This window comes from Klebsiella sp. K4, from assembly GCF_014596785.2.
Classification (GTDB): Bacteria; Pseudomonadota; Gammaproteobacteria; order Enterobacterales; family Enterobacteriaceae; genus Klebsiella; species Klebsiella pneumoniae.
On record NZ_CP115021.1, the window covers coordinates 3,752,648 to 3,769,440 of the forward strand.

Here is a 16,793-nt window from a genome sequence, read left to right on the forward strand (position 1 = left end):
TATCAGAAGAGGATTATGGGGCCGATTGCTGGAAAAAAAAGCGGCGAAGGTTTCCCTTCGCCGCTGAGGCAAAAACTCGACTCAGGAGCCTTACTTGCCTTTAATCTCATACAGCGGCGTCTGGCCAGCAACGACCTTACCGCTCGCCAGTATCACCAGCGCGCTGTAGTCATCGCTGTTGCTGCAGACGACCGGACTGATCATTGAGCGCGCGTTGGCGTTGAGGAAGTCCAGATCCATTTCCAGAATCGGCTCACCCGCCTTCACGTCCGTGCCCTCTTCAACCAGACGTTTGAAGCCCTTGCCTTCCAGCGCCACGGTGTCGATACCCATGTGAACGACGATTTCCGCACCGTTGTTGGTTTCGAGGCAGAACGCGTGGTTAGTGTTGAAAATTTTCACCACGGTACCGGCGGCCGGGGCCACCACGATGTTGCTGGTCGGTTTCACCGCGATCCCGTCGCCGACGGCTTTGCTGGCGAAGGCTTCGTCCGGCACCTGCTCGAGGGCCACCACGTCACCGGTAATCGGCGAAACCAGCGACTCAACGGTCTTCGCGTTCGCTACCGCCTGCGGTTTAGCCGCGGGCGCTGCGGTGGCGACGTTGCCAGCCGGTGCGGCTGCCGCTGCCGCTACCGGGCCGCGGGTAACCACTTTTTTCATCTCATCGCCGATAGACTCTGCTTTCGCACCGACGATAACCTGGATGGTTTGCTTATTCAGTTTCACCACCCCGGACGCGCCGAGACGTTTACAGGCGGCGTCGTTCACCTTCGCCGAATCGCCCACGGTCAGACGCAGACGGGTGATACAGGCGTCAATGGCTTTCAGGTTGTCCGTTCCGCCCACCGCGGCGATATAGCTGGTCGCCAGCTGGGTCAGCCCCTCTTCAGTGTTGCTGTTGGCTTCTTCCGTTACCACGTCAGCGGCTTTGTCTTCACGACCCGGCGTTTTCAGGTTGAACATGCGGATCACCGCGCTGAACAGCAGGAAGTAGACGAAGAAGAACACCACGCCCATCACCAGCAGCATCCAGACGTTTTTGCTGGCGGCCGGCAGGCTGTACATCAGCACGTAGTCAATTGCACCTGCGGAGAAGGAGAAGCCCGCATGGATCCCGAGCGCCGTTGCGATGAACAGGCTGATACCGGTCAGCACCGCATGCAGGAGGTACAGCAGCGGAGCCAGGAACATGAACAGGAATTCCAGCGGCTCGGTTACCCCGGTCAGGAACGCGGTGATGGCCACGGACAGCAGCATACCGCCTACCATCGGACGACGCGCTTTCGGCGCCGCCAGATACATCGCCAGCGCCGCACCCGGCAGACCAAACATCATGATTGGGAAGAAGCCGGACATGAACATCCCCGCGGTGCCGTCGCCGGCGTAGAAGCGGTTGATGTCGCCGTGGAACACAGCGCCAGCGGCGTTAGTGAACTCACCAATCTGGAACCAGGCGATGGTGTTCAGCACCTGATGCAGACCGGTTGGGATCAGCAGACGGTTGATGAAACCAAAGATACCGGAACCGAGCGCCCCTGCGGAGACGATCCATTCGCCGCCAGAGTGGATAGCGTGCTGCACCGGCGGCCAGACGTAGCCGAAGATCGCCGCGAGGATCAGACAGAAGAAGCCGGTGGCGATCGGCACGAAGCGTTTGCCGCCGAAGAAGCTCAGGAAGTCCGGCAGCTTGATGCCGGCCCAGCGGTTGTATACCGCCCCTGCCACCAGACCGGTAATGATACCGGCCAGCACGCCCATATTGATTTCCGGGTTGATGGTGACCATCGCTTTGGTCATCACGAAATACCCTACCGCACCGGCCAGCGCCGCAGAACCGGCGTTATCCTTAGACCAGCTTGATGCCACACCAATTGCGAAGATCAGCGCCAGATTATCGAAGATCGCCCCACCCGCTTGCGCGATGAAGGGTACATTCAACAGGTCTGGTTGCCCGAAACGCAGCAGCAATGCCGCGACCGGCAGCACTGCGATAGGGAGCTGCAACGCCCTACCCAGTCGCTGAAAGAAACCTAAAATATTCATCTTATTCCCCCTATGAGACCCCGATGAGGCTCATTTCAAAGCCACTTTTTTATTGTGTAACAAGGTCGGTTTTATCACTTACCGGCAAAGTGTGTGAAAAATTAATTCGTATCGCAAATTAAACGGGTATTTTTTGTGATAATTATCACCAAATATCGTATTCCCTCCTCCCTTGCACTGGCTAACAACGAAAACTTATTTTATCATTCAAAAAATCAACACGGATTGACCCCGGTCGGCGCAGTTGCTGCAATACTCTCCTTAGAGTGCTGGCGCCAATCCGCCAGAATCTACTTTGACTATAGAGGTGAAGAATGAGACTGATTCCCCTGGTAACCGCTGAGCAGGTCGGTAAATGGGCTGCCCGCCATATCGTTAACCGCATTAATGCATTTAAACCAACCGCGGACCGTCCGTTCGTCCTGGGTCTGCCAACCGGTGGTACCCCGCTGACCGCCTACAAGGCGCTGGTTGAAATGCATAAAGCAGGCCAGGTTAGCTTCAAGCACGTCGTCACCTTTAACATGGATGAATACGTTGGCCTGCCGAAAGAGCATCCGGAAAGCTATCATAGCTTTATGCACCGTAATTTCTTTGACCACGTTGATATTCCGGCAGAAAATATCAACCTGCTGAATGGTAACGCGCCGGACATCGATGCGGAATGCCGTCGCTATGAAGAAAAAATTCGTTCCTACGGTAAAATCCACCTGTTCATGGGCGGCGTGGGCAACGATGGTCATATCGCGTTTAACGAACCGGCCTCTTCTCTGGCGTCCCGCACCCGTATTAAGACCCTGACCCATGAAACCCGCGTAGCGAACTCCCGCTTCTTCGACGGCGATGTGGATCTGGTGCCGAAATATGCGCTGACCGTCGGTGTGGGCACCCTGCTGGACGCAGAAGAAGTGATGATTCTGGTGCTGGGTCATCAGAAAGCGCTGGCGCTGCAGGCGGCGGTAGAAGGTAACGTCAACCACATGTGGACCATTACCTGTCTGCAACTGCATCCGAAGGCGGTGATCGTCTGCGACGAACCGTCCACCATGGAGCTGAAAGTGAAGACGCTGAAATATTTCAACGAATTAGAAGCTGAAAATATTAAAGGTCTGTAATGTAGTCCTTCCCGCGCCCTGGCGCGGGATCATCTTTTTCTTTGTACACACCATCATGTCGGCGGCAAACGAACGAACGCTGACCTGATGAGGCGTATATACCGGGGGTCGTAATGTATGCATTAACCCAGGGCCGGGTTTATACCGGTCATGAAATTCTCGATGACCATGCGGTTGTTATCGCTAATGGCTTTATCGAACGTCTTTGTCCGCTGGCAGATTTGCCGTCTGACATCGAGCAGCGCTCAGTCAACGGCGCAATAATCGCCCCCGGTTTTATCGACGTCCAGCTCAACGGCTGCGGCGGCGTGCAGTTTAACGACAGCCCAGAGGCGGTCACTGTCGAAACGCTGGAGATCATGCAGAAGGCCAACGAACGCTCAGGCTGCACCAGCTTCCTGCCGACGCTGATTACCTCCAGCGACGATCTGATGAAGCAAGGCGTGCGCGTGATGCGCGAATATCTGCAAAAACATCCGAACCAGGCGCTGGGCCTGCATCTCGAAGGGCCGTGGCTGAATATCGTTAAGAAAGGCACCCACAATCCGGACTACGTGCGTAAACCGGACGCGACGCTGGTCGATTTCCTGTGCGACAACGCCGATGTGATCACCAAAGTGACCCTCGCCCCTGAGCGCGTTGAGCCAGAAGTGATCCGCAAACTGGTTGCCGCCGGGATCGTTGTCTCCGCGGGCCACTCCAACGCTACGCTGAAAGAGGCGAAAGTCGGCTTCCGCGCGGGCATTACCTTCGCCACCCACCTGTATAATGCGATGCCGTACATTACCGGCCGCGAACCGGGTCTTGCCGGGGCGATTTTTGACGAGCCGGATGTCTACTGCGGTATCATCGTCGACGGGATGCACGTCGATTACGCCAACGTGCGCAACGCCAAGCGCCTGAAAGGCGACAAGCTGTGCCTGGTCACCGACGCCACCGCGCCGGCGGGGGCGAATATTGACCAGTTCATTTTTGCCGGGAAAACAATATACTACCGCAATGGGCTGTGCGTAGATGAAAACGGCACCCTCAGCGGATCTTCGCTGACCATGATTGAAGGGGTGCGTAATCTGGTTGAGCATTGCGGCGTGGCACTGGACGAAGTATTGCGCATGGCGACGCTCTATCCTGCGCGCGCTATCGGCGTGGACAAGCAGCTCGGCAGCATTGCGCCGGGCATGGTCGCTAACCTGACCGCCTTTACACGCGATTATAAAATCACCAAGACCATCGTTAATGGTAACGAGGTCGTCACTGAGTAAGTAAAAGTATGACAGCAGGCGGACAAGCTCAAATTGGTAACGTTGACCTCGTAAAACAACTGAACAGCGCGGCCGTGTACCGCCTGATTGACCAGCATGGGCCCATCTCGCGCATTCAGATAGCCGAACAAAGCCAGCTTGCCCCTGCCAGCGTGACCAAAATCACGCGTCAGCTTATTGAGCGCGGCCTGATCAAAGAAGTCGATCAGCAGGCCTCCACCGGTGGCCGCCGCGCTATCTCTATCATCGCAGAAACTCGCAACTTCAACGCCATCGGCGTGCGGCTTGGCCGCTATGACGCCACTCTGACCCTGTATGATTTAAGCAGCAAGACCCTGGAAGAGGAGCACTTCCCGCTGCCCGAGCGCACCCAGGAAACGCTGGAACACGCCCTGCTGAATATCATCGCCACCTTTATCGAAAACTGTCAGCGCAAAATTCGCGAGCTGATCGCTATCTCAGTGATCCTGCCGGGCCTCGTCGACCCGGAAAGCGGCGTGATCCGCTATATGCCGCATATTGCGGTGGAAAACTGGGGCCTGGTCGGGGCGCTGGAGAAACGCTTCAACGTTACCTGCTTTGTTGGCCACGATATCCGCAGCCTGGCGCTGGCCGAGCACTATTTTGGCGCAAGCCAGGATTGCGAAGACTCCATTCTGGTGCGCGTGCACCGCGGTACCGGGGCGGGGATTATCTCCAACGGGCGCATTTTTATCGGCCGCAACGGCAACGTTGGCGAAATTGGCCATATTCAGGTCGACCCGCTGGGCGAACGCTGCCACTGCGGCAACTTCGGCTGTCTGGAGACCGTCGCGGCCAATGCCGCCATTGAACAGCGGGTTCGCCACCTGCTGGAGCAGGGCTACCAGAGCCGTCTGACGCCGGATGACTGCACGATCAAAACTATCTGCAAAGCGGCCAACAAGGGCGATGCCCTGGCCTGCGAGGTGATTGAGTACGTGGGGCGCCACCTCGGGAAAACGATCGCCATCGCCATTAACCTGTTCAACCCACAAAAAATCGTCGTCGCCGGCGAAATAGTGGAAGCTGAAAAGGTCCTTCTTCCGGCCATCGAAGGCTGCATTAACGCCCAGGCGCTTAAGGCGTTTCGTAAGAACCTGCCGGTGGTGCGCTCCACCCTCGATCACCGCTCTGCAATCGGCGCCTTCGCGCTGGTCAAACGCGCCATGCTCAATGGCACGCTGCTGCAGCGTTTGCTTGAGAGCTAATCGCCCCTTTTCTGATAGCGCGTCACCTTGATACGGGCGGGCCTCGCCCGTCAGAGGTGTGAAACCTCATCGATGACGCGTATAGTTTCGTCTTTGTTAATGATTCTGGACCCACCATGACCATTCAAAACATAATTTGTGATATTGACGGCGTACTGATGCACGATAACGTCGCCGTTCCCGGCGCAGCCGAGTTTATCAAGCGCATCCTCGATAAAGGCATGCCGCTGGTAATGCTGACCAACTACCCGTCGCAAACCGGCCAGGATCTGGCGAACCGTTTCGCCACCGCTGGAATTGATGTTCCGGATAGCGCCTTTTACACCTCAGCGATGGCCACCGCCGATTTTCTGCGTCGCCAGGAAGGCAAAAAAGCCTACGTGGTGGGAGAAGGGGCGCTGATCCACGAGCTGTACAAAGCCGGCTTTACCATTACCGATGTGAACCCGGATTTTGTCATCGTCGGAGAAACTCGCTCCTTTAACTGGGAAATGATGCATAAGGCCGCCTTCTTCGTCGCCAACGGCGCCCGCTTCATTGCCACTAACCCGGATACGCACGGTCGCGGCTTCTACCCTGCCTGCGGCGCGCTGTGCGCCGGGATCGAGAAGATCTCCGGCCGTAAGCCGTTTTACGTCGGCAAACCCAGCCCGTGGATCATCCGTTCAGCGCTGAATAAAATGCAGGCTCACTCCGAGCAGACGGTGATCGTCGGCGATAACCTGCGCACCGATATACTGGCCGGTTTCCAGGCGGGGCTGGAGACTATTTTGGTGCTCTCCGGCGTCTCCACCCTCGACGACATCGACAGCATGCCGTTCCGCCCGTCGTGGATTTACCCTTCCGTCGCGGAAATCGATATTTTCTGATGCCAACCACGTCGCAGGACGTGGTTTTTCATTTCTAGCGGCCATCAGAATTACCCCATCTAATAAAAACGGCCTATAAATACGAATTCCTCAATAAAGCCGTTCAAAAGATACTCTTTTTTCACTGTTCAACAATCACGGTTGCGTTTTTTCTTTTTCCGGCCGCAAAACCCTTGCGCCTGCTCCCCCTTTACGGCATTTTCTTAAGCACGCACTCAGGCTTCGCCACGAGACGAAGCCAGCACAACATCAAACACGACAGGGTAATGGAGAAGGCTATGTGTTCTATTTTTGGCGTACTGGATATTAAAACTGACGCAGGCGAGCTGCGTAAAAAGGCGCTGGAGCTTTCCCGCCTGATGCGCCACCGCGGTCCGGACTGGTCTGGCGTATATGCCAGCGACAAAGCGATTCTGGCGCACGAGCGCCTGTCGATTGTCGACGTCAACGCCGGGGCCCAGCCGCTGTACAACGCCGAAAAAACCCATGCGCTGGCCGTTAACGGCGAGATCTACAACCACCAGGCGCTGCGCGCGGAGTATGGCGATCGCTACCAGTTCCAGACCGGTTCCGACTGCGAAGTGATCCTCGCGCTGTATCAGGAAAAAGGCCCGGAGTTCCTCGACGATCTGCAGGGAATGTTCGCCTTCGCCCTGTACGACAGCGAAAAAGACGCGTACTTAATTGGCCGCGACCATATCGGCATTATCCCGCTGTATATGGGCCATGACGAACACGGCAACTTCTATGTCGCCTCCGAAATGAAAGCGCTGGTGCCGGTATGCCGCACCATTAAAGAGTTCCCGGCGGGCAGCTACCTGTGGAGCAAAGACGGCGAAATTCGCCAGTACTATCAGCGCGACTGGTTTGATTACGACGCGGTGAAAGACAACGTTACCGATAAGAACGAGCTGCGCCAGGCGCTGGAAGAGTCGGTGAAAAGCCACCTGATGTCCGACGTGCCTTACGGCGTGCTGCTCTCCGGCGGTCTTGATTCATCGGTCATCTCGGCTATCACCAAGAAATTCGCCGCCCGTCGCGTCGAAGATCAGGAGCGTAGCGAAGCCTGGTGGCCGCAGCTGCACTCTTTCGCGGTCGGTCTGGAAGGCTCTCCTGACCTGAAAGCGGCGCAGGAGGTGGCCAACCACCTCGGCACCGTGCACCACGAAATTCACTTTACCGTCCAGGAAGGGCTGGATGCCATCCGCGACGTTATCTATCACATCGAAACCTACGATGTGACCACTATTCGCGCCTCGACGCCGATGTACCTGATGTCGCGGAAAATTAAAGCCATGGGCATCAAAATGGTGCTTTCCGGCGAAGGTTCGGACGAAGTGTTCGGCGGCTACCTCTACTTCCATAAGGCGCCGAACGCCAAAGAACTGCACGAAGAGACGGTGCGTAAGCTGCAGGCGCTGCATATGTTTGACTGCGCCCGCGCCAACAAAGCGATGTCCGCTTGGGGCGTGGAGGCCCGCGTGCCGTTCCTCGACAAGAAGTTCCTCGACGTCGCGATGCGCATTAACCCGCAGGATAAGATGTGCGGCAACGGCAAAATGGAAAAACACATTCTGCGCGAATGCTTTGAATCCTACCTGCCGGCCAGCGTCGCCTGGCGCCAGAAGGAGCAGTTCTCTGACGGCGTCGGCTACAGCTGGATCGATACCTTGAAAGAAGTGGCCGCCAAACAGATCAGCGACCAGCAACTGGAAACCGCAAGCTTCCGCTTCCCGTACAACACGCCGACCTCCAAAGAAGGCTATCTGTACCGCGAGATCTTCGAAGAGCTGTTCCCGCTGCCGAGCGCGGCGGAGTGCGTCCCTGGCGGTCCGTCGGTGGCCTGCTCTTCAGCGAAAGCCATTGAGTGGGATGAAGCGTTCAAAACCATGAACGATCCATCAGGCCGCGCGGTCGGTGTCCACCAGTCGGCCTACAAATAAGCCCAGACGGGCGGTGAAACGCAAAACGGACCCTCCGGGGTCCGTTTTCTTTTTGCCGGATTTATACCGCTGAAAAACGATAAATAACCAATAATTGCCGAATATTCCAGCGAGCTGTTCGCAACCTAACCAAACAGTCACATTACAACGATTTTCCTTGAAAAAGAGGTTGACGCTCGCAGGCCCAATACGCATAATGCGCCCCGCAACGCCGATAAGGTTACGCGAAAAAAAGATGGCTACGTAGCTCAGCTGGTTAGAGCACATCACTCATAATGATGGGGTCACAGGTTCGAATCCCGTCGTAGCCACCATCTTTTTTGCGGGAGTGGCGAAATTGGTAGACGCACCAGATTTAGGTTCTGGCGCCGCAAGGTGTGCGAGTTCAAGTCTCGCCTCCCGCACCATTCACCAGTTAGCGTTGTACGGATGGGGTATCGCCAAGCGGTAAGGCACCGGTTTTTGATACCGGCATTCCCTGGTTCGAATCCAGGTACCCCAGCCATATTTCTTCGATATTTGCGGTTCACCGCGACGGTATTGGGGTATCGCCAAGCGGTAAGGCACCGGTTTTTGATACCGGCATTCCCTGGTTCGAATCCAGGTACCCCAGCCATCGAAGAAGCAGTAAGACAATTAGGCTACGTAGCTCAGCTGGTTAGAGCACATCACTCATAATGATGGGGTCACAGGTTCGAATCCCGTCGTAGCCACCAAATTCTGGACGTATCGATACGCATCGATAAATCCGCAAACAATTTGTTGGGGTATCGCCAAGCGGTAAGGCACCGGATTCTGATTCCGGCATTCCGAGGTTCGAATCCTCGTACCCCAGCCAAATTTAAAAGTCGTTCAGCAGTGAACGCACTGTTGCCCTCAACCGGCGTAGTTACGGTCAAGCGCAACAGACAATTGGGGTATCGCCAAGCGGTAAGGCACCGGATTCTGATTCCGGCATTCCGAGGTTCGAATCCTCGTACCCCAGCCATTTCAATGCAAAAAAGCTCACTTCGGTGGGCTTTTTTGCTATTGGCGTCCTGACATGCTTACTCCGTACTGACTGCCGGGCAGGTGCTCTCCGCTACGCCCCTGCCCGGGAAGCCGGTTTTACAAGCCTAACGCATACTTCAGCGCCTGACGCTTCAGCATCCCGGCGCGTTCAGCCGCCATCAGGCCAATATTACGCAGCATCCGCACCGGCGCCAGGTCATTGCTGAATCCGGCATAAAAGAGATCCATCCCCGACTGCATGATAAAATTATCCGCTCGCCGCCGCGCCTGGTAGCGCTTCAGCACCGGCAGGCTGGCCCAGTCTTCGCCGCGGCCGCGCGCTTCCGCCAGGATCTCCAGCAGGGCATCGACATCACGATAGCCAAGGTTAACCCCCTGCCCCGCCAGTGGATGAATGGTGTGCGCCGCATCGCCCACCAGCGCCAGGCCGGGCTGAACATACTGCAGCGCATGACGCCGGGTAAGCGGGAAGGCGCCGGCCGCCTGCGGCGTCACCTGCCCCAGCCGCGCCGGAAAGTGACTGGCGATCTCCTGCTGGAGCTGCGCCATGGTCATGCTCTGCAGCTGACGGATCCGCGCCGGGGCGTCGTACCAGACCAGCGAAGCCCAGTGGTCGAACAGCGGCAGGAAGGCGCGTGGGCCGCTGGGAGTAAACTGCTGCCAGGTGCTGTCGCCGGGATCGTCGGCGCATTCGACGCTGATCAGCATACAGGACTGCTGATATTGCCAGGCGTGCACGCCGATGCCGGCCATCTCCCGCACCTGGGAGTTAGCGCCGTCGGCGCCGATAACCAGCCGGGCGTGGATCGTCTCCCCCTCGCGCAAATGCAACGCCGTCTGCGTCTCGCCGCGCTGCATCGTTTTCAGTTCGCTACCGACGCGCAGGGTAACCGCCTCATGCGCCGCCAGCGCTTGCCACAGGCCCCATTGCAGAACCTTGTTCTCGACCATATAGCCCAGCTCCGGCAGCTTGAGCTCCGCGGCGTCGAAGGCGACGTGCGCGCTCTCCCACTCCCAGGTCTCCAGACGGCGATAAGCGTGGACGCGCATCGCCCGTATGGCATCCCAGACGCCGAGACTCTTCAGCAGGCCGACCGAAGCCGCGCTGATCGCCGAGATCCGCACATCCGGGGCGGATGCCGGATCGAACGCCGGTGGCGCCGCTTTCTCAAGCACCGTCACGGTAAATCCCTGTTGCGCCAGCCCTAACGCCAGGGCGCCGCCGACCATGCCGCCGCCCACGATGGCGACATCTGTTACGTGAATTGTCATGGCTATTATCCTTAAAGCAGAATCCGTTAAGTTTACCGGATTTTTCGCCCTCTTGCGGCGATAACGCTCGCACTGGTCAGGGGGCGACCAAAGCATTACAATACGCGCCCTGGAATGCGAAATTCACCCTGTATATATCCCCGCGTTTTGGATATCTATTACTGAGCATGAGCAAGTCAATGACAAAAAAACTCCATATTAAAACCTGGGGCTGTCAGATGAACGAGTATGATTCATCAAAGATGGCCGATCTGCTGGATGCGACACATGGGTATCAACTGACCGAAGTGGCGGAAGAAGCAGATGTGCTGTTGCTCAATACCTGCTCAATTCGTGAGAAGGCCCAGGAAAAAGTTTTCCATCAGCTTGGCCGCTGGAAGCTGCTGAAAGAGAAGAACCCGGACCTGATTATTGGCGTCGGCGGCTGCGTGGCTTCCCAGGAAGGCGACCATATTCGCCAGCGCGCGCACTATGTCGATATTATTTTCGGGCCGCAAACCCTGCACCGCCTGCCGGAGATGATTAACTCCGTGCGCGGCAACCGCAGTCCGGTAGTTGATATCAGCTTCCCGGAAATTGAAAAATTCGATCGCCTGCCAGAGCCGCGCGCCGAAGGGCCGACCGCCTTTGTCTCGATTATGGAAGGTTGCAATAAATACTGCACCTACTGCGTGGTGCCGTATACCCGCGGAGAAGAAGTTAGCCGTCCGTGCGACGATATCCTGTTTGAAATCGCCCAGCTGGCGGCGCAGGGCGTGCGTGAGGTCAATCTGCTGGGGCAGAACGTTAACGCCTGGCGCGGTGAGAATTACGACGGCACCACCGGCAGCTTTGCCGACCTGCTGCGCCTGGTCGCCGCCATCGACGGCATCGACCGCATTCGCTTCACCACCAGCCACCCGATCGAATTTACCGACGATATCATCGACGTTTATCGCGATACGCCGGAGCTGGTGAGCTTCCTGCACCTGCCGGTGCAGAGTGGCTCCGACCGTGTGCTGAACCTGATGGGACGCACCCATACCGCGCTGGAGTATAAAGCGATTATTCGCAAGCTGCGTGAAGCGCGCCCGGATATTCAGATAAGCTCCGACTTTATCGTCGGCTTCCCGGGCGAAACCACGGAAGATTTCGAAAAGACCATGAAGCTCATCGCCGACGTCAATTTCGATATGAGCTACAGCTTTATCTTCTCCGCTCGCCCGGGCACCCCGGCGGCCGATATGGTCGACGACGTGCCGGAGGCGGACAAAAAACAGCGTCTGTATATCCTGCAGGAACGCATTAACCAGCAGGCGATGGCCTGGAGCCGTCGCATGCTCGGCACGGTACAGCGCATCCTGGTGGAAGGCACCTCGCGTAAGAACATCATGGAGCTCTCCGGACGTACGGAGAATAACCGGGTGGTCAACTTCGAAGGTACCCCGGACCTCGTCGGTAAGTTTGTCGATGTCGAAATCGTCGATGTATACACCAACTCGCTGCGCGGTAAAATCGTGCGCACCGAAGCGGAGATGGGTCTGCGTATCGCTGAATCACCCGAATCAGTGATTGCCCGCACCCGTAAAGAGAACGATCTTGGCGTGGGAATTTACCAGCCATGATCCCTTCAGGCCTGTCGGTTCCGGCAGGCCTTGTAATTCCTCTCTCCGTCCCTATATCTACAGCAATGCTTGCGCCATTTTCCTGTGACGTAAATAATTTCCTGATTAGCCGGCCACGCGCCGCGTCCGGCCACCTGCGTAAAGAGGAATAGTTTGAACATAGACACTCGTGAGATTACCCTGGAGCCAGCGGATAACGCACGCCTGTTAGCCCTGTGCGGCCCGTTTGACGACAACATTAAACAGCTGGAGCGTCGGTTAGGCATTGAGATCAACCGCCGTGACAATCACTTTAAGCTGACCGGTCGCGCCCTGTGCGTGCACGCTGCCGCCGATATTCTGCGCAGCCTGTATGTCGACACAGCGCCAATGCGCGGTCAGATTCAGGATATTGAACCAGAGCAGATCCACCTGGCGATCAAGGAAGCGCGCGTACTGGAGCAGAGCGCCGAAAGCGTGCCTGAGTACGGTAAAGCCGTCAATATCAAGACCAAGCGCGGGGTAATCAAACCGCGTACGCCGAACCAGGCGCAGTACATCGCCAATATCCTCGATCACGACATCACTTTCGGCGTGGGTCCGGCGGGTACGGGTAAAACCTATCTGGCGGTGGCGGCGGCGGTCGATGCGCTGGAGCGCCAGGAGATCCGCCGTATTCTGCTGACCCGTCCGGCCGTCGAGGCAGGCGAAAAGCTCGGCTTCCTGCCCGGCGATCTGAGCCAGAAGGTCGACCCGTATCTGCGCCCGCTGTATGACGCGCTGTTTGAGATGCTCGGCTTTGAGAAAGTGGAGAAGCTGATTGAGCGTAACGTCATCGAAGTGGCCCCGCTGGCCTATATGCGCGGACGGACGCTGAATGACGCCTTTATCATTCTTGATGAAAGCCAGAACACCACCATCGAACAGATGAAGATGTTCCTGACCCGCATCGGCTTTAACTCCAAGGCGGTGATCACCGGCGACATCACGCAGATTGACCTGCCACGCAGCACCAAATCCGGTCTGCGCCATGCCATCGAAGTACTGGCGGAAGTCGATGAGATCAGCTTTAACTTCTTCCATAGCGAAGACGTGGTGCGCCATCCGGTGGTCGCCCGCATCGTGAACGCCTATGAGGCATGGGAAGCCGCAGACCAGAAACGTAAAGCAGAGCTGGCCGCCGAGCGCAAACGCGAAGCCCAGGAACAGGAGCAAAAATGAGTCAGGTGATCCTCGATTTACAGCTGGCCTGCGAAGAGACCAGCGGCCTGCCGGACGAAGCCCTTTTCCAACGCTGGGTCGACGCCGTCATTCCGCCGTTTCAGGAGGAGTCAGAGTTAACGATTCGTCTGGTCGACGTTGCAGAAAGCCATGAGCTGAACCTGACCTATCGCGGCAAGGATAAGCCGACCAACGTCCTCTCCTTCCCGTTTGAAGCGCCGCCGGGAATTGAAATGCCGCTACTCGGCGATCTGATCATCTGCCGTCAGGTGGTAGAGCAAGAAGCCAGCGAGCAAGGTAAGCCGCTGGAGGCGCACTGGGCGCATATGGTGGTGCACGGTAGCCTGCATCTGCTGGGCTACGATCATATCGAAGACGACGAAGCGGAAGAGATGGAAGGCCTTGAAACAGAGATAATGCTTGCTCTGGGCTATGAGGACCCGTACATTTCCGAGAAGATTGCGGAATAGCGCCCAGCCGGATGGCGGTGCTTGCGCCTCATCCGGCCGCTGTTTCTGCGTTTTACCTGCCAGAAAGTCAGGCAACCCATGCCGTCCGGCGCTGAGTTTACGCGCGACGAGCGACAGTTAAATCAACATGAGAACCCAAACGACGCCATGAGCGACGACAATTCACACAGTAGTGACACAGTAAACAGCAAAAAGGGATTTTTCTCCCTGTTACTCAGCCAGCTTTTTCACGGGGAACCGAAAAACCGCGATGAACTGCTGGCGCTGATCCGTGATTCCGGGCAAAACGACCTTATCGATGAAGATACGCGTGACATGCTCGAAGGGGTAATGGATATCGCCGACCAGCGGGTCCGCGACATTATGATCCCCCGTTCACAAATGATAACCCTGAAACGCAACCAGACGCTGGACGAGTGCCTGGATGTCATCATCGAATCCGCCCACTCGCGTTTCCCGGTCATCAGTGAAGATAAAGATCACATCGAAGGGATTCTGATGGCCAAGGATCTGCTGCCGTTTATGCGCAGCGACGCCGAAGCCTTCAGCATGGAAAAAGTGTTACGGCCGGCGGTTGTCGTCCCGGAAAGCAAGCGGGTCGACCGCATGCTGAAAGAGTTTCGCTCACAGCGCTACCATATGGCGATCGTTATTGACGAATTCGGCGGCGTCTCTGGCCTGGTGACCATCGAGGATATCCTTGAGCTCATCGTCGGGGAAATTGAAGACGAGTACGACGAAGAAGAAGATATCGATTTCCGCCAGCTGAGCCGCCACACCTGGACGGTGCGCGCCCTGGCCTCCATCGAAGACTTCAACGACGCCTTCGACACGCACTTTAGCGATGAAGAAGTGGATACCATTGGCGGGCTGGTGATGCAGGCCTTCGGCCATCTGCCGGCCCGCGGCGAATCTATCGACATTGATGGTTACCAATTCAAGGTAGCAATGGCAGATAGTCGTCGTATCATTCAGGTGCATGTAAAGCTGCCCGATGACGCTCCCCAGCCGAAGCTGGAAGAGTAAGCGGTAGCGCTGAAATGGCCAGCCGGGAGACCGCGAGTCATACACGGTTGTAGGTGCCCCGCGTCCGGCTGGCAAAAAGAATAGCCTGTAGCAGCAGGCGTTAATTAACGGGACGATTAACCTAAATGGTATTTGCCTCTCTTCTTGAACGCCAGCGCGTACGTCTGTTGCTGGCTCTGTTGTTTGGAGCCAGCGGAACGCTGGCTTTTTCACCTTATGACTTCTGGCCAGCGGCTATCGTTTCGCTGATCGGTCTGCAGGCGTTAACCCTCAACCGACGCCCGCTGCAAAGCGCCGGGATCGGCTATTTCTGGGGACTCGGGCTGTTCGGCACGGGTATCAACTGGGTCTATGTCAGCATCGCGCAGTTTGGCGGAATGCCCGGCCCGGTTAACGTCTTCCTCGTCGTTCTGCTGGCGGCCTATCTCTCGCTCTACACCGGCCTGTTTGCCGGCCTGCTCGCCCGTCTGTGGCCTAAAACTAACTGGATACGGATGGCTATCGCTGCCCCTGTCGTCTGGCAAATCACCGAGTTCCTGCGCGGCTGGGTGCTGACCGGCTTTCCGTGGCTACAGTTCGGCTACAGCCAGATTGACGGCCCGCTGAAAGGCCTCGCGCCGGTGATGGGCGTCGAGGCGATTAACTTCCTGCTGATGGTAGTCAGCGGCCTGCTGGCCCTGGCCCTCGTCCAGCGCAACTGGAAGCCGCTGGCGATTGCCGCGCTGCTGTTCGCCCTGCCGTTCCCGCTGCGCTATATCCAGTGGTATCAGCTGCTGCCGGCGCGCGCGACCCAGGTCTCGCTGGTGCAAGGCGATATCCCACAGGCCATGAAATGGGACGAAAAGCAGCTGGTCAATACCCTGAAAACCTACCTGGCGCTGACCCAGCCGCATATCGGCCACTCGCAGCTGATTATCTGGCCTGAATCGGCGATCCCGGATCTGGAGATCAACCAGCAGCAGTTCCTCAGCATGATGGATGATCTGCTGCGCGCAAAAGACAGCTCGCTGATCACCGGCATTGTCGATGCGCGTCTCAACAAGCAGAACCGTTACGATACCTACAACACCATCATTACTCTCGGCAAAGATAACCCGTACCGCTACGACTCGACCAACCGCTACAACAAGAACCATCTGGTGCCGTTCGGCGAGTTTGTACCGCTGGAGTCGATTCTGCGCCCGCTGGCGCCGTTCTTTGACCTGCCGATGTCCTCCTTCAGCCGCGGCTCCTACGTGCAGCCGCAGCTGATGGCACATAACCTGAAGCTGACCGCGGCCATCTGCTACGAGATAATCCTCGGGGAACAGGTGCGGGATAACTTCCGGCCGGACACCGACTTCCTGCTGACCATCTCCAACGACGCCTGGTTCGGCAAGTCCATCGGCCCATGGCAACACTTCCAGATGGCGCGAATGCGCGCCCTGGAGCTGGCCCGCCCGCTGCTGCGCAGCACCAACAACGGCATTACTGCGGTGATCGGCCCGCGTGGCGAGATCCAGAAGATGATCCCACAGTTTACCCGCGAGGTGTTGACCACCACCGTGACCCCCACCAGCGGCTTAACCCCTTACGCCCGCACCGGCAACTGGCCGCTATGGGCGCTGACGGCGCTGTTTGGTTTCGCCGCGCTGCTGATGAGCCTGCGCCAGCGTCGCCGATAAGTTTCTCCGCCGGCGACGCCCGTCGCCGGCTTTTTCTTCCCATCATCTGCCACTCTGGCACAGTCATTGCTTTATTTAACCT

Annotated in this window: 12 protein-coding genes and 7 tRNA genes; 17 read left to right on the forward strand and 2 right to left on the reverse strand. The window is 57.2% G+C overall.

The genetic code is table 11. The features are described 5' to 3' along the window. Nucleotides 1-90: 90 nt before the first annotated feature. Entirely contained in the window at nucleotides 91-2,046 is a 1,956-nt protein-coding gene (gene nagE / locus IB144_RS18710) for a PTS N-acetyl glucosamine transporter subunit IIABC (protein WP_004147599.1), read from the reverse strand. A 314-nt stretch (nucleotides 2,047-2,360) separates the two neighbouring features. Here nagE and nagB point away from each other — a divergent pair, with 314 nt between their 5' ends. The 12 genes from nagB (at nucleotide 2,361) to IB144_RS18770 (ending at nucleotide 9,452) form a co-directional block, all read left to right on the forward strand. Continuing rightward, nucleotides 2,361-3,161 carry a glucosamine-6-phosphate deaminase gene (gene nagB, locus IB144_RS18715; protein WP_002894749.1) on the forward strand — a complete coding sequence of 267 codons (801 nt, stop codon included), beginning with the start codon at nucleotides 2,361-2,363 and terminating at the stop codon, nucleotides 3,159-3,161. Between the two features lie 113 nt (nucleotides 3,162-3,274). Then, nucleotides 3,275-4,423: an N-acetylglucosamine-6-phosphate deacetylase gene (gene nagA / locus IB144_RS18720; RefSeq protein WP_040215847.1), complete on the forward strand. Its 1,149-nt coding sequence runs from the start codon at nucleotides 3,275-3,277 to the stop codon at nucleotides 4,421-4,423. An 8-nt stretch (nucleotides 4,424-4,431) separates the two neighbouring features. Continuing rightward, nucleotides 4,432-5,652 carry an N-acetylglucosamine repressor gene (locus IB144_RS18725; RefSeq protein WP_002894742.1) on the forward strand — a complete coding sequence of 407 codons (1,221 nt, stop codon included), beginning with the start codon at nucleotides 4,432-4,434 and terminating at the stop codon, nucleotides 5,650-5,652. Between the two features lie 116 nt (nucleotides 5,653-5,768). After that, nucleotides 5,769-6,521, forward strand: coding sequence for an HAD-IIA family hydrolase (locus tag IB144_RS18730; protein ID WP_002894738.1), 753 nt, complete (start codon nucleotides 5,769-5,771; stop codon nucleotides 6,519-6,521). Between the two features lie 278 nt (nucleotides 6,522-6,799). Beyond that, nucleotides 6,800-8,464: an asparagine synthase B gene (asnB, locus tag IB144_RS18735; protein ID WP_002894734.1), complete on the forward strand. Its 1,665-nt coding sequence runs from the start codon at nucleotides 6,800-6,802 to the stop codon at nucleotides 8,462-8,464. Nucleotides 8,465-8,701: 237 nt separating this feature from the next. Next, nucleotides 8,702-8,778 (forward strand) — tRNA-Met (locus IB144_RS18740). Between the two features lie 8 nt (nucleotides 8,779-8,786). Then, a tRNA-Leu gene (locus tag IB144_RS18745) sits at nucleotides 8,787-8,871 on the forward strand. A 23-nt stretch (nucleotides 8,872-8,894) separates the two neighbouring features. After that, nucleotides 8,895-8,969, forward strand: a tRNA-Gln gene (locus IB144_RS18750). A gap of 36 nt (nucleotides 8,970-9,005) precedes the next feature. Then, nucleotides 9,006-9,080 (forward strand) — tRNA-Gln (locus IB144_RS18755). A 23-nt stretch (nucleotides 9,081-9,103) separates the two neighbouring features. Then, nucleotides 9,104-9,180, forward strand: a tRNA-Met gene (locus tag IB144_RS18760). Nucleotides 9,181-9,227: 47 nt separating this feature from the next. Continuing rightward, nucleotides 9,228-9,302, forward strand: a tRNA-Gln gene (locus tag IB144_RS18765). 75 nt (nucleotides 9,303-9,377) lie between these two features. Then, nucleotides 9,378-9,452, forward strand: a tRNA-Gln gene (locus tag IB144_RS18770). A 119-nt stretch (nucleotides 9,453-9,571) separates the two neighbouring features. On the opposite strand, the gene ubiF is transcribed toward IB144_RS18770, so the two are convergent. Next, nucleotides 9,572-10,747 carry a 3-demethoxyubiquinol 3-hydroxylase gene (gene ubiF, locus IB144_RS18775; RefSeq protein WP_040088679.1) on the reverse strand — a complete coding sequence of 392 codons (1,176 nt, stop codon included), beginning with the start codon at nucleotides 10,745-10,747 and terminating at the stop codon, nucleotides 9,572-9,574. 179 nt (nucleotides 10,748-10,926) lie between these two features. Between ubiF and miaB the strand changes: the two genes are divergently transcribed. From miaB to lnt, 5 genes are all read left to right on the forward strand, one after another. After that, the gene (gene miaB, locus IB144_RS18780) at nucleotides 10,927-12,351 is read left to right on the forward strand and encodes a tRNA (N6-isopentenyl adenosine(37)-C2)-methylthiotransferase MiaB (RefSeq protein WP_002894730.1); all 1,425 of its coding nucleotides are present in this window, start codon (nucleotides 10,927-10,929) and stop codon (nucleotides 12,349-12,351) included. A 153-nt stretch (nucleotides 12,352-12,504) separates the two neighbouring features. Further along, nucleotides 12,505-13,551: a PhoH family protein gene (locus IB144_RS18785; RefSeq protein ID WP_004176871.1), complete on the forward strand. Its 1,047-nt coding sequence runs from the start codon at nucleotides 12,505-12,507 to the stop codon at nucleotides 13,549-13,551. Beyond that, entirely contained in the window at nucleotides 13,548-14,021 is a 474-nt protein-coding gene (ybeY, locus tag IB144_RS18790) for an rRNA maturation RNase YbeY (RefSeq protein ID WP_002894722.1), read from the forward strand. Before IB144_RS18785 ends, ybeY begins: the two co-directional genes overlap by 4 nt. A 147-nt stretch (nucleotides 14,022-14,168) precedes the next feature. Continuing rightward, nucleotides 14,169-15,047 (forward strand): CNNM family magnesium/cobalt transport protein CorC, encoded by an 879-nt coding sequence (gene corC, locus IB144_RS18795; RefSeq protein WP_004197606.1) that lies wholly within the window; start codon nucleotides 14,169-14,171, stop codon nucleotides 15,045-15,047. A 125-nt stretch (nucleotides 15,048-15,172) separates the two neighbouring features. Continuing rightward, nucleotides 15,173-16,711 carry an apolipoprotein N-acyltransferase gene (lnt, locus tag IB144_RS18800; RefSeq protein WP_032435490.1) on the forward strand — a complete coding sequence of 513 codons (1,539 nt, stop codon included), beginning with the start codon at nucleotides 15,173-15,175 and terminating at the stop codon, nucleotides 16,709-16,711. Nucleotides 16,712-16,793: the final 82 nt, after the last annotated feature.